The sequence below is a fragment of the Stenotrophomonas sp. TWI819 genome, assembly GCF_039673075.1.
GTDB lineage: Bacteria > Pseudomonadota > Gammaproteobacteria > Xanthomonadales > Xanthomonadaceae > Stenotrophomonas > Stenotrophomonas rhizophila_B.
In genome coordinates this window covers 22,340-34,520 of sequence record NZ_JBDJKY010000015.1, presented here as the reverse complement: position 1 = coordinate 34,520, position 12,181 = coordinate 22,340, and the positions used below count along the sequence as shown (strand labels likewise).

Here is a 12,181-nt window from a genome sequence, read left to right as displayed (position 1 = left end):
CACACGCATCAACCGCGCAGGCGTACCAGCAGATCGCGCAGGGGGGTGAACACGATCGCCATGCCGGCCAGCACGCCAACGCTGTTGGCCAGCGCATCCATGGGGTCGGCCATGCGGTTGACGGTCAAGGCACCCTGCGCGAATTCGATGCCGATCCCCAGCGCGACCAGGCCGACTGCGGCCCAGATCAGCGCCGCGCGGCGCTGGTATATCTGCACGGCGGAAGCGGCCAGCAGGAAGTAGGCGAGGAAATGCTCGACCTTGTCACTGTTCTCCGGCAACGGGATCGGCGGCGGCGGGATCAGGCAGACCACGATGGTGCCGAGCACCGCCAACCACCACAATGCCAGCCAGAACCGCGGCCAGCGCAGCGGCTTCAACACGGGTGTCGCCGCCACCTTACAGACGCCAGGTCAGATCGCCGAGTTCGAAGGCGGCTTCGAAATCGACATCGCGCTGGAAGCCCATCACCTGGAAGCGCTCGCCCATCTCGGTCGGCAGCGTCAGCTTTTTCACCTGATCGCGCAGGCGCACGCGGCCGATCTCGTCGGTGCGCGCATCGGCTTTTTCCAGCAGCGTATCCAGTCCGTTGCCGAGCAGGAAACTGGCCTGCGTGCAGTAACCGGCCAGTTCGAATCCGGCACCGGTGCCCGACTCGGCCAACGCGGTGAAATCCACCGAGGCGGTCAGGTCCTGCAGGCCCGGCCAGCGGTACAGATCATTGTGCACGTGGTGGCGATAGAACGCGCGCACCGTGCCGTCGTCGCGGTCGTCCTGGTAATACTCGTTGCGGGGGTAGCCGTAATCGACGAACAGCATCGCGCCGCGCTTCAGGCCGCCGGCAATCGCCTGGATCCAGTACGGCAGCTGCGGCAGCAGCTCGGAGCGGTAACCGTCGGCGAAGGGCTGCTCGCGATAGCGCTCGACGTGCCGGACCGCCGCCGTGAGCATCGCATCGGCCGGCTGCGCGCCACGCACGAAGGCGCCCTGCGCATCCAGCTCGACGGTTTCCTCGTAGACCATGCCGTCACGCGCCAAGAAGCGCGGCGTCGGCAAGGCATCGATCACTTCATTGGCGAAGACCATGCCGTCCCAGTCGTCGTCGAACGGGCGGTCCAGCCACTCCACCAGGGCGAACACCGGCGGGATCAGTGCCTTTTCCAGGCGCTCGCGCTGACGCTCGCGCAGGTCCGCGCTGGGCTCCAGGATGGCGTAACGCTCGGGAAGCGCATCCAGTTCCAGCATGCGCTTGAGCAGCACTTCGGCGAACGCACCGCTACCGCCGCCGACCTCCATGAAACGCGCTTCCGGGCCGAGCTGCTGCATCACCGGGGCGATCGCGTTGGCCAGGGTCGCGGCGAACAGCGCGCCGATTTCCGGGGAGGTGGTGAAATCGCCGGCGGCACCGAACTTGCTGGCACCGGCGCTGTAGTACCCCCAACCGGGCGCATACAGGCTCAGCTCCATGAAGCGGGAGAACGGCATTGCACCGCCGTTGGCGAGGATTTCAGCACGCAGCGCCGCAGCCAGCTCGTCGCTGTGGGCCAGGGCGTCGGATTCGGGGGGGGGCAGTGGGGAATGCATGGCGCGGGCGATTGCGGTGACAATGCACAGCATAGCCTGAGCAGGGAGTACCCCCGATGACCGATACCGCGCCCGTGGCGCTGATCACCGGCAGCGCGCGCCGGATCGGCGCGGCCATCGCCCGCCAGTTCCACGCCTGTGGCTGGTCGGTGGTGCTGCATGCCCACACCTCCACCACCGAGCTGCAGCAGATGGCCTTCGACATGGACATGCTGCGGCCGGGCAGCGTGCTGGCCCTGCAGGCGGATCTGCGCGATGCCGATGCCCTGCCCGATCTGATCGACCAGACCGTGGCCCAGTTCGGTCGGCTGGACACGCTGGTCAACAACGCCTCCAACTTCTACCCCACCCTGCTCGGCCAGATCACCGCCGCGCAGTGGGACGACCTGTTCGCGGTCAATGCGCGCGCGCCGCTGCTGCTGGCCCAGGCCGCCGCGCCGCACCTGCGCCGCCAGCAGGGCAGCATCGTCAACCTGACCGATCTGCACGGCACCCAGCCGATGCGCGATCACCCGGTGTACGCGGCCGCCAAGGCCGCGCTGGAAATGGTCACCCGCTCGCTGGCGCTGGAACTGGCGCCCAAGGTGCGGGTCAACGCGGTCGCCCCTGGGGCCATCCTGTGGCCGGAACAGGGCAAGGACGATTTCGCCCGGCAGGCGCTGCTGGCGCGCACGCCGCTGGCCCGCACCGGCACGGTGGAGGAGATCGCCGAGGCGGTGTACTGGCTGGCCACGGATGCGGCGTTCGTCACCGGGCACACGCTGCGCGTGGATGGTGGGCGGACGTTGTCGTAAACGCCGATTGCACTACCCGGTGCCTGATTACCCGGGCACCAGCTCCATCGTGTCGAACGGCTCGCCGAACTGCCGATGGGCGCGCCACAGCGCCTCCAGGGTCAGCCCGCTGACCGGGTCGCGGAAGTCCGGCGCGATATCGGCCAGCGGCTTGAGCACGAACGCGTGCTTGAGCTCCGGGCGCGGGATGCGCAGATGGCCGGGGCCTTCCACGATCAGGTCGCCGTAGAACACCACATCGATGTCCAGCGTGCGGTCACTGAAGCGCGGGCCGCTGCGGTCACGCCCGTGGGCATCCTCCAGCGCGTGCAGCCAGTCATCCAGCGTCTGCAGCGGCAGATCGGTCTCGATCGCCACGGCGTTGTTGAGGAAGTCCGGCCCGTCGAAGCCGACCGCAGCGGTGCGGTAGGCCGGCGAGACCGCGATCGCGCCGAAGCGCGCGCGCAGCGCCTCCACCGCGGCGTGAAGGTGCTGTTGCGGCTGCAGGTTGCTGCCCAGGCTCAGGAGCGCAGTGGTCATGGTATTCAGCGTACGTGGGGCGAATCCACACGGGGCCAACAGGGCCAGCGCATAGAATCGGGGTGCACATCATAGGACACCGACATGACCTATTGCGTCGGCATCGAGGTGGACGAAGGCCTGGTCTTCGCCGCCGACACCCGCACCAACGCCTCGCTGGACGATGTCCGCGTGCACCGCAAGCTGCACGAGTTCGAATTTCCCGGTGAAGCCGCCTTCGTCATCATGGCCGCGGGCAACCTGGCGACCACCCAGCTGCTGATCTCGCGCCTGCGCCGCGATGTGGAGGAACACCGCCCGGAGAACCTTCGCGCCTACCGGCATCTGTTCGAGGTGGCCGAGTACGTGGGCCGCGTGCTGCTCGACAGCCAGGTCAAATCCAGCACGCATGAGGCGGGCCAGGATGGCATCGTGACCCAGGCCACGTTGATCCTGGGCGGCCAGATCGGCGGCGAGCACCCCGGGATGTACATGATCTATCCGCTCGGCAATGCGATCGCGGCCTCGCCGGAGACCCCCTTCCTGCAGATCGGCGAGTCCAAGTACGGCAAGCCGATCCTGGACCGCATCCTGCGCCCGCAGACCCGCCTGGAAGACGCGGCGCGCACCGCCATCGTGTCCCTGGATTCCACCATCCGCTCCAACCTGTCGGTGGGGCTGCCGGTGGATCTGGTGCTGATCCGCAGGGATGACCTGCGGATCACCCAGCGCATGCGGCTGGCCGGTGACAGCCCGTTGTACGCGGAGATCCACGGCAGCTGGTCGCACAAGCTCGAACAGGCCGTCGCCAGCCTGCCGCCGTTCCCGTGGGAAGCCTGATCAGGCGGTCTGCAGCGCTTCGGCGACCGAACGGAACACCTGCTGCATCTCCAGCGGCTTGCGCAGCACATGCACGTTGATGCCGGGCGGAAATACCGCCAGCGGCACGGTGACGTCGGCTTCTTCCAGCACCAGGGCCGGGCCGCGGTAGCCCAGCGTGGCCATCTCACCCAGCAGATGGCTGGCCGAGAGCAGCTTGGAGCCGGCATCAGCGATCACCAGGGCCGGCATGCTCTCCTGTTGCATCCAGCGCAGCGCCGCGGCGCCATCGGAGGCCAGCTGCAGGTGATAGCCCTGGCTGGACAGCGCGTTACCCAACAACGACAGCCGCGTGGCTTCGCCATCCACCACCAGGATCGACTGCCCCGCACCGGCGATGGTCGGCGCGTCCAGGGGGTCGGCTGCATCGGCCACCGCCTGCATCGGCAGCAGCACCTCGAAGCGCGTGCCCAATCCCGGCGTGCTGTCCACCTGGATGGTGCCGTGCGCACCTTCGACGATGCGCTTGCAGGAAATCAGGCCGAGCCCGGTGCCGGTCGCCTTGGTGGTGAAGAACGGATTGAAGAGATTGGAGAGCGTCTGCGCATCCATGCCGATGCCTTCGTCGGACACCGTGATCTGCAGCCAGTCCTCGCCATGGGTATCGGCGGCGGCCGCCGCGCGCAGCGTCAGCCGGCCACCATCGGGCATCGCCTGGATGCCGTTCAAGGACAGATTGAGCAGGACCTGCTGCAGCTCGGTGTAGTTGGCATCCACCGCCAGGCCTTCGGCCACCTCCAGGTGCAGGGTGACCTTGGCCGGCAGGTTGCTGCGCAGGAGCAGCTCCACGCCTTCGAACAGATGGACCAGGCAGATGTGTTCGCTCGTATTGCGCGAGCCACGCACGAAGGAGAGCATCGATTCGGCCATCTCATGGCCGCGTCGACCGCACTCGGCGATGATGTCGGCCAGATGGTGCAGCTGCGGATCGTCGGTCCGGGCCTTGAGCAGGTCCGGCATGATCAGCAGCGGTTGCAGGATGTTGCGCAGGTCGTGGCTCAGGCCGGCCGCCAGCAGCGACAGGCTTTCCAGGCGCTGCGCGCGCATCAGCTCGGCTTCCACCCGCTGGCGGTCGATCGCGCTGCGCGCTTCGCGCACCGCACGCGCCACCGCCGAGGGCAGGCGCGCCGGCTGGTGCTTGATGATGTAATCGTTGGCGCCCTGGTGCAGGGCGGCCACGGCGTTTTCCTCACCCATCGTGCCGGACACGAAGATGAAGGGCACCTCCGGCAACGCCGCGCGCACGATCTGCAGCGCTTCATTGCCGGAGAAGCCGGGCATGCTCAGGTCCGACAGCACGATGTCCGGCGCGGCGCGCTCCAGCGCCTCACGCAGTTCCTGCGCGCTCTCGACCCGCTCGAAGCTGGCCTCAAGACCAGCGTCGAGCATCTGCTCGCACATCAGTTCGGCGTCTTCCGGCGAATCCTCGATCAGCAGGATCCGCAGGGCACCCAACGCAGGGCCGGTCAGCGGCATGGCCTTACTCGACCTCCGGTGCCTGGTTGATCAAACCCCAGAACTTGCCCAGGGTCTGCACCGCGCCGAAGAACTGGTCCACGTCCACCGGCTTGACGACATAGGCGTTGACGCCCATGTCCCAGCTGCGCGCCAGATCGCTCTCCTCGCGCGAGGAGGACAGGATCACCACCGGCAGCCGCTTGAGCTCTTCGGTGTTGCGGATTTCCTTGAGCACTTCCAGGCCGTCCATGCGCGGCATCTTGATGTCCAGCAGCAGCACGGCCGGCAGGCCTTCATCGCGGTTGGCGTACGCGCCGCGACGCAGCAGGTAGTCCATCGTTTCCACGCCATCTTCAACGTGCACGATCGGATTGGCCAGGCGGGCTTCCTTCAGGGCGTCGATCGCCATCTCGGCGTCGGCAGGGCTGTCCTCGGCGAGGAGGATGGTACGGAGAGCGGTCATGCGGCGGAGCCCTTGTTGATCGCGTCGAGCGCGGGGGGAAGTGAGAAGTGGAACGTGGCGCCCCGGTCGACCGCCGACTCGGCCCAGATACGGCCGCCGTGGCGGGTCAACACGCGGCGGACACTGGCCAGGCCGATGCCCGTTCCCGGGTAATCGCTGGCTTTGTGCAGTCGCTGGAACACCCCGAACAACTTGCCGGCGTAGGCCATGTCGAAGCCTGCGCCGTTGTCGCGGACGGTGAACAGGTGGCTGCCGTCGGGCTGCAGTTTGTAGTCCACCTCGATCCGGGCCGGCTCGCGGTTGGAAGAATACTTGATCGCGTTACCGAGCAGATTCAGCCAGACCTGGCGCATCATGTTTTCGTCGGAGACGATGATCGGCAGCGGCGCGATCTTCCAGTCCACGTGGTGCGGCACGCCGCTGCCCTCGGACTCGCTCTGCTGGTTGGCATCGAGCATGGCGCGGGTATCGGCCACCAGCGACTGCATGTCCACCGCCTGCAGCCGCATGGCGGCCCGGCCAAGCCGCGAGTAGACCAGCAGGTCGTCGATCAGGGCGGCCATGCGCCGGGCCGAATTGGAGATGACCCCCAGGTAATGCAGGGATTTTTCGTCCGCATCCTCGCCCAGGTGACGGGTCAGCTTGTCCGAGAAACCCGCCACATGGCGCAGCGGCGCGCGCAGGTCGTGCGAGACCGAGTAGCTGAAGGCTTCCAGTTCGCGGTTGACCTCGGAGACCTGCTCGACCTTGCCTTCCAGCTGACGGTTCAGCTCTTCCACCCGCAGCTGCACGGCGCGCTGCACGGTGACGTCGCTGACCGTCATCAGCACGACCTCGTCGTCCTTGTCCGGCAGCGGCATGCGCCGCGCATTGATCAGCATGATCCGCACCACATCATCGGCGGTGCGCTGTTCGTGTTCGTAATCCCACAGCTCGCGGCCGCGCAGCAGCACATCGGTCAGGCGCTGGCGGACCACCGCATCGGCCCAGGCACCCTCGCCGATGCTGTCCAGCGCCAGGCCTTCAGCCGAGGCGTCTTCGTCCAGGCCGTACAGTTCGGCGAACGCCGGGTTGTGCATCTGCACGCGCAGGCTGCGATCGAGCAGTACGATCGGCTCGCGCACGGTATGCAGCACCGAGGCGGCGCGGCCGGCCGAGCGCAGGGAGGCACGCTCAGCGGTCAGGCGATGACGGATCTGCCGATGCAGCAGCCACAACACCAGGCCCAGCAGGAGCAGCTGCACTACCAGCGCCGACCAGGACACCAGTTCGCCCTGCCGCTGCTGTGCGGCGAACAAGGCCGAGCGCTTCTTGAGCAGGCGCTCTTCGCTGGCCTGCAGGTCTTCCACCAGGTTGCGGATCGGGTAGCGGGAGGTCAGATCGGCCACCAGCTGGCGCTGATCGTCATTCGGTGAGGAACGCGCCAGTTGCTTGGCCAACTCGATACGGCGCTCCAGCATCGACTGGATGCGACCGATCCGGAGCAGCTGCTCGGGGTTGTCGCGGGTCAGTTCGGCCAACCGCTCAAGCCGGTCGGAAAGATCGTCGCCCCGGGCCACGCGTTCGCGCAGCCCCGGCGAATCGATACCCTTGGACATCGTCAACGCCGCCGACTCCACATCCAGCACATCGGCCTGGAGCTGGTACACCGCGACACCGACCTCCTGGGTGTGGGTGACCCAATTCATGGCATCGACGTTGTCGTCGGCCAATTTGCGCAGGGTCAGCCAAGGCACCACGATGATGGCCACGGCCGCCAGGGCCAATGCCGGCAATCGCCAGCGGTCCCAGATTTGATCACTGAACACCAGCGCCATAGTCCCTCTTCAGCTCGGTGCCATCGACGACCCGACGCACCCGGGAGGCCCGGCAGTGCGCTGCCCACCGGCGATGGCGAAGCGGTGAATATACTCCACCCGTTTGTGAATACGGGGCGGAACAAAAAAAGCGCGCCCGAAGGCGCGCTCTGTTCAGCGATGCAGCGTGTGGGCTCAGCGTGCGGCGGTCGCAGCAACCTTGAGGTTGGCAGCGTCGACGCGCTTCACACCCTTGATCTGCTGGGTCACGCGCACGGCCTTGTCGTGCTCGGCCTGGCTGGCCACGGTGCCGGTGAGGGTGACCACGCCATTGACGGTCTCCACCTTCACTTCGGTACCCGGGACGTTCTTGCTGGTCAGCAGGTCGGTCTTGACCTTGGTGGTGATCCAGCTGTCGGTGACCGGCTCGGCCGAGTCGTGCTTGTCGGCATGGGTCATCGCGGCATGATCGGTGGTCTTCGGCGGATCCTTGGCCATGGCAGTCGAGGTGCCCAGCACCATGCCCAGGGCCAGCGAAGCAGCAAGCAGATTACGGGTCGTGTTGGTCATGTTCGAATTCCTTTGCGGAGAGTGGGGCCAGTGTCCGTGCAGGGCCGTGGACAGGACGTGGGCGCCACATAACGCTGCCGTGAACCACTCAGGTTGATGCGGAATGGTTCAGATTTCCGCCCTGCAGACACAACCGTTACGCTGTCCAGCCTCGATATGTTGGAGCGCACCATGGCCGCTGAACTGCAGGTGGGACTGATCGGCTATGGCTTGGCCGGCAGCGTCTTCCACGCACCATTGATCATGCATACGCCGGGCCTTGCGCTGCACAGCATCGTCAGCTCGCAGCGTGATCGGCTGCTGCGCAGCTTCACCGACGTGCGCATCTGCGACGACCCGCAGTTGCTGTTCGACGATCCGGCGCTCGATGCGGTGGTGATCGCCACGCCCAACGACGCGCATGCCCCGTTGGCACGCGCCGCGCTGGCCGCCGGCAAGCACGTACTGGTGGATAAACCGTTCGCCCTGAGCGTGGCCGAAGCCGAATCCGTGGTACGGGCCGCGCAGGAGGCCGAACGGGTCGTCACCGTGTTTCAGAACCGTCGCCATGACGCCGACTTCCTCACCCTCAAGCAGGTGATCGACGAGGGCAGCATCGGCCGCGTCGCCGAATGCCATTCCCATTTCGACCGGTTCCGCCCGCAGGTTCGCGATCGTTGGCGCGAAAGCGATGCGCCTGGCAGCGGGTTGTGGATGGATCTGGGGCCGCACCTGCTCGACCAGATGCTGCAGTTGTTTGGTTGGCCCGATGCCATCAGCACAGATCTGATGGCGCAGCGCGAGCATGCGCTCGGCAATGACTATTTCCATGCGGTGCTGCATTACCCCCGGCATCGCGCGATCCTGCATGCCGGCTCGCTGGTCGCCGCGTCCGGCCCGCGATTCATCGTGCATGGCGACGCCGGCAGCTACCTCAAGGACGGGCTGGACGTGCAGGAAGATCAGCTGCGCCGCGGCATTGCCCCGGGCGCGCCGGGCTGGGGACTGGATCCGCAGCACGGTCACTTGGTGCGGATCGATGCCGACGGACACACCCAACGCAGCACCGTGGACAACGTGCCCGGCGATTACCGGGCGTTCTATGCGGCCTTCCGCGATGCGATGCTCGGCGTGGGCGCGGCCCCCGTCAGCACCGCGCAGGCGCTGCAGCTGATGCGCCTGCTTGAGGCCGGGGCAGAGAGTGCACGCAGCGGGCAGCGGGTGGCGCTCTGACGCGGTCAGGTCGTCTTGATCGCGTGGCCACCGAACTCGTTGCGCATCGCGGCCAGCAGGCGGTCGCTGAACGAATTCTTCTCGCGCGAGCGCAGGCGTTCGAGCAGTGACAGCGTGATCACCGGGGCCGGTACATCCAGATCGATCGCCTCGGCGACGGTCCAACGGCCTTCACCGGAATCTTCGACGTACGGCGCGATGCCATCCAGCTGCGGGTTGCGGGCCAGTGCATCGGCACTGAGATCGAGCAGCCACGAACGCACCACGCTGCCGTGCTGCCAGGCCTTGGCCACCTGCGCCAGATCGAGATTGAACCCGGTCTTGTGCTGCATCAACGCGAAGCCTTCCGCGTAGGCCTGCATCATCCCGTACTCGATCCCGTTGTGGACCATCTTGCAGAAGTGCCCTGCCCCGCTCGGCCCCACATGCGCCCAGCCACGGTCCTCAGCCGGCGCCAGCGTGCGGAAGATCGCCCCGATCCGTTCGACCGCCGCCTGGTCACCGCCGATCATCAGGCTGTAGCCCTCCTGCAGGCCCCACACGCCGCCGCTGGTGCCACAGTCGATGTAGGTCACGTCCTCGCCCTGCAGCTGTTCGTTGCGGCGCATGGAATCCTTGTAGTACGAATTGCCGCCGTCGATCACCACATCGCCCTCGGACAGATGCGGCGAGAGGGACGCCAGGGTCTGGTCGACCACGCCGGCCGGCACCATCAGCCACACCACGCGCGGGACCGGCAGCGCGGCGAGCGTCTCGGCGATCGAGGCGCTGACCTCGAAACCGCGTTCGGCCGCCGCGGTACGTGCCGCCTCACCGGGATCGACACCGATCACGTGGTGCCCGCCGCGATGCAGGCGCTCGGCCATGTTGGCGCCCATGCGGCCCAGCCCGATCATTGCGATATCCATCAATCACCTCTATTCCGTTGTCGTGTTGTCTTGCAGGAAGGCTGTCGGCGGGGAATCGCACTGGCGAAGGCGTGCGTCGATCCAGCGCCGATACAGCGTGGTATGCAGGTTGTGCAGCCCCAGTTCGATCGCGAACGGTGTCCGCGGATTGCGATCAAGCAGGCGGGCGATGTGATACCCGATAGGACGTATACCCCGAGGATGCACGTAAATCAGGAACCCCTGGTAGAACGGATCGTCCAGCAAGGCATCCAGTTCCTTCAGCAGCGGTTGCTGCTCGGCCGGTACCTCGCGCCGCCAGATCGGGTCGCGCTCGATCAGCAGCCGCTCGAACCGGCGCGGCCCCGGGCCCGGCATGCGCTGGGCCAGCGCCCAGATACGCCGGTTGATCTGGTCGTAGTAGTCAAAGCCCGCGTGCTCGCGCAGCGCGCGTGCCGCGGCATCGCTGACATCCACCACCACGAAGTTCTCGGCCTGGTTGTTGATGTCGTCCAGGTACTTTTGCTCGAACACGTGCTCGATGAAGCCGGGCGTGCCGACGAACGCCTGCCGCCCGCGCAGGGCGGTCTTCTTCGCCTTGCCGTCGGCCAGAAACTCACCGGCGTGCCGGCCGAGCAGGATGCTGTCGGTCTCGTGCAGGGTCAGGAAGGTGCCGATGGAGAGCTCATCGGCCGAGAACTCGCGATCGAACGCGGTATCGCCGTACAGCTCGCGCTGGGTCGCCAGTTGCGCGACCTGGCGGCCGACCCCGCATTCGGCCCGCACGCGCCCCTCATAGAAGGTCTGCAGCGCCGCGCTGTTGGCCTCGGCCGGCTGATAGCCGCGGCCGAAGCTGCGGAAGCGCTCCCAGCCCTTGGCCTGCGCGCCGCCGGCACCGAAACCGATCCAGCCCAGCTGCAGTGCCGAGAAGCGGAACCCCTCGTTGTCCTGCAGCGCGGTCGTCGCGCGGCGCGTGGCGGCGCCAAGCTGAAAGGCGTACGCACATACGGTGGCCGGGTCATCGAACAACGTGGGCAGCCAGGCCTGCCGCTGCGCCGCCGACCACTGGCGCGGCAGCTGCACACGCAGGTCGCCGGCGCTCTGTGCCTGGCGCAGATCGGCGCGTTCGCAGACCGGACCACCGTGCACCTTGGGGGCGTCGATGTCGGCTGCAGCGATCTGCCAGCCAAGCTCCTCCAGCACGCCCTGCGCACAGGACGACGCGCTCCACGCGCTGCCGGCCGGGATGAGCCCCAGCAGGGCCGCGAGCGCATGGCGGCGCCAGCGCCGCGATCCTGCTGCCATGACCTGCCGCACCGCCGCCCGCTCAGTGCAGGGAAGCCGGGGTATCGCTCACCACCGTGGCAGGCGTCGCCTCGACCGCAGCGGCAGGTGCCGGTGCCGCCGCTGGCGCAGGCTCGGGCACTGAAGCGGCCGGCAGATACTGCTGCAGGCGTTCGAAGAAGCGACGGTAGAAGCTCGCATCCTGCACCGTGCTGCTGGCCACCTTCACCAGCGAGTCGTCATTGCTGCCAAACGGCAGCGACACCGAGCCGAGCGCCCCCACGCCGACACTGGCCGAGGTCGGGCTCTTCTTCAGGGCGTAGCGGTCCTGCACCGCGCTGACGAACACCAGTGCCTGGTCCCCGCGCGGCGCGCAGGAGATGCGCAGCACCAGTTGCTCGTGCTCGTCGTCCTTGGGCTGGAAATTCTTGTTGCCTTCCACCGCATCATCGCCGGCACGGGCAATCGCGTAGCCCTGGCTGAGCAGGGTGCGGCGCGCGGCTTCGCAGGCCTGGCCCGGTGCGCCGGGCACGGTACGCGAGTAGGTATCCCCGGAGTCGAACGACTCGCGGATCAGGGTGCTGTCAGCGGCGCGGCCGCCACAGGCAGTCAAGGCGGCGACCACCGCCAGCAGCGGGATCGAACGTACACGACGAAAGCGCATGGCCGCTCCTGCGGAAATCCAGCCTCCAAGGATAGACCTCCGTGCGTTGGCGGGAGGTGGATACGCACAGGCCGCCCCGAAGGGCGGCCTGT

General features: G+C 67.2%; 13 protein-coding genes. 3 read left to right on the top strand and 10 right to left on the bottom strand.

The window, feature by feature from the left end; translation table 11 throughout:
* Nucleotides 1–8: 8 nt before the first annotated feature.
* Nucleotides 9–398: a VanZ family protein gene (locus ABE463_RS16690; protein ID WP_259259101.1), complete on the bottom strand. Its 390-nt coding sequence runs from the start codon at nucleotides 396–398 to the stop codon at nucleotides 9–11.
* Nucleotide 399: 1 nt separating this feature from the next.
* A complete protein-coding gene (locus ABE463_RS16685) occupies nucleotides 400–1,584 on the bottom strand; it encodes an SAM-dependent methyltransferase (protein ID WP_259259100.1) in 1,185 nt (394 codons plus the stop codon).
* Nucleotides 1,585–1,640: 56 nt separating this feature from the next.
* Between ABE463_RS16685 and ABE463_RS16680 the strand changes: the two genes are divergently transcribed.
* The gene (locus tag ABE463_RS16680) at nucleotides 1,641–2,378 is read left to right on the top strand and encodes a pteridine reductase (RefSeq protein ID WP_259259099.1); all 738 of its coding nucleotides are present in this window, start codon (nucleotides 1,641–1,643) and stop codon (nucleotides 2,376–2,378) included.
* A gap of 27 nt (nucleotides 2,379–2,405) precedes the next feature.
* Here the strand turns inward: ABE463_RS16680 and folK are convergent, their stop codons facing one another.
* Nucleotides 2,406–2,897, bottom strand: a complete 492-nt coding sequence (gene folK / locus ABE463_RS16675; RefSeq protein WP_259259098.1) for a 2-amino-4-hydroxy-6-hydroxymethyldihydropteridine diphosphokinase — start codon at nucleotides 2,895–2,897, stop codon at nucleotides 2,406–2,408.
* Nucleotides 2,898–2,981: 84 nt separating this feature from the next.
* Between folK and ABE463_RS16670 the strand changes: the two genes are divergently transcribed.
* Entirely contained in the window at nucleotides 2,982–3,716 is a 735-nt protein-coding gene (locus tag ABE463_RS16670) for a 20S proteasome subunit A/B (RefSeq protein ID WP_259259097.1), read from the top strand.
* Here the strand turns inward: ABE463_RS16670 and ABE463_RS16665 are convergent, their stop codons facing one another.
* The 4 genes from ABE463_RS16665 to ABE463_RS16650 all read right to left on the bottom strand — a co-directional run bounded on the left by ABE463_RS16665 (nucleotide 3,717) and on the right by ABE463_RS16650 (nucleotide 8,042).
* Nucleotides 3,717–5,231 carry an ATP-binding protein gene (locus ABE463_RS16665; protein ID WP_346468920.1) on the bottom strand — a complete coding sequence of 505 codons (1,515 nt, stop codon included), beginning with the start codon at nucleotides 5,229–5,231 and terminating at the stop codon, nucleotides 3,717–3,719. It abuts the gene before it with no gap.
* A 4-nt stretch (nucleotides 5,232–5,235) separates the two neighbouring features.
* Nucleotides 5,236–5,676, bottom strand: coding sequence for a response regulator (locus ABE463_RS16660; RefSeq protein ID WP_259259095.1), 441 nt, complete (start codon nucleotides 5,674–5,676; stop codon nucleotides 5,236–5,238).
* Nucleotides 5,673–7,493: an ATP-binding protein gene (locus ABE463_RS16655; RefSeq protein WP_259259094.1), complete on the bottom strand. Its 1,821-nt coding sequence runs from the start codon at nucleotides 7,491–7,493 to the stop codon at nucleotides 5,673–5,675. The genes ABE463_RS16660 and ABE463_RS16655 overlap by 4 nt, the downstream gene beginning before the upstream one ends.
* Before the next feature lie 174 nt (nucleotides 7,494–7,667).
* Nucleotides 7,668–8,042, bottom strand: coding sequence for a BON domain-containing protein (locus tag ABE463_RS16650; protein WP_121039870.1), 375 nt, complete (start codon nucleotides 8,040–8,042; stop codon nucleotides 7,668–7,670).
* Between the two features lie 171 nt (nucleotides 8,043–8,213).
* Between ABE463_RS16650 and ABE463_RS16645 the strand changes: the two genes are divergently transcribed.
* Nucleotides 8,214–9,254 carry an oxidoreductase gene (locus tag ABE463_RS16645; protein WP_346468919.1) on the top strand — a complete coding sequence of 347 codons (1,041 nt, stop codon included), beginning with the start codon at nucleotides 8,214–8,216 and terminating at the stop codon, nucleotides 9,252–9,254.
* Between the two features lie 5 nt (nucleotides 9,255–9,259).
* On the opposite strand, the gene gnd is transcribed toward ABE463_RS16645, so the two are convergent.
* The 3 genes from gnd to ABE463_RS16630 are packed head-to-tail and all read right to left on the bottom strand — an operon-like array spanning nucleotide 9,260 to nucleotide 12,089.
* The gene (gene gnd / locus ABE463_RS16640; RefSeq protein ID WP_346468918.1) at nucleotides 9,260–10,162 is read right to left on the bottom strand and encodes a phosphogluconate dehydrogenase (NAD(+)-dependent, decarboxylating); all 903 of its coding nucleotides are present in this window, start codon (nucleotides 10,160–10,162) and stop codon (nucleotides 9,260–9,262) included.
* 9 nt (nucleotides 10,163–10,171) lie between these two features.
* The gene (locus tag ABE463_RS16635; RefSeq protein WP_346468917.1) at nucleotides 10,172–11,446 is read right to left on the bottom strand and encodes a hypothetical protein; all 1,275 of its coding nucleotides are present in this window, start codon (nucleotides 11,444–11,446) and stop codon (nucleotides 10,172–10,174) included.
* A 22-nt stretch (nucleotides 11,447–11,468) separates the two neighbouring features.
* Nucleotides 11,469–12,089: a DUF2242 domain-containing protein gene (locus ABE463_RS16630; RefSeq protein ID WP_346468916.1), complete on the bottom strand. Its 621-nt coding sequence runs from the start codon at nucleotides 12,087–12,089 to the stop codon at nucleotides 11,469–11,471.
* Between the last annotated feature and the right edge of the window lie 92 nt (nucleotides 12,090–12,181).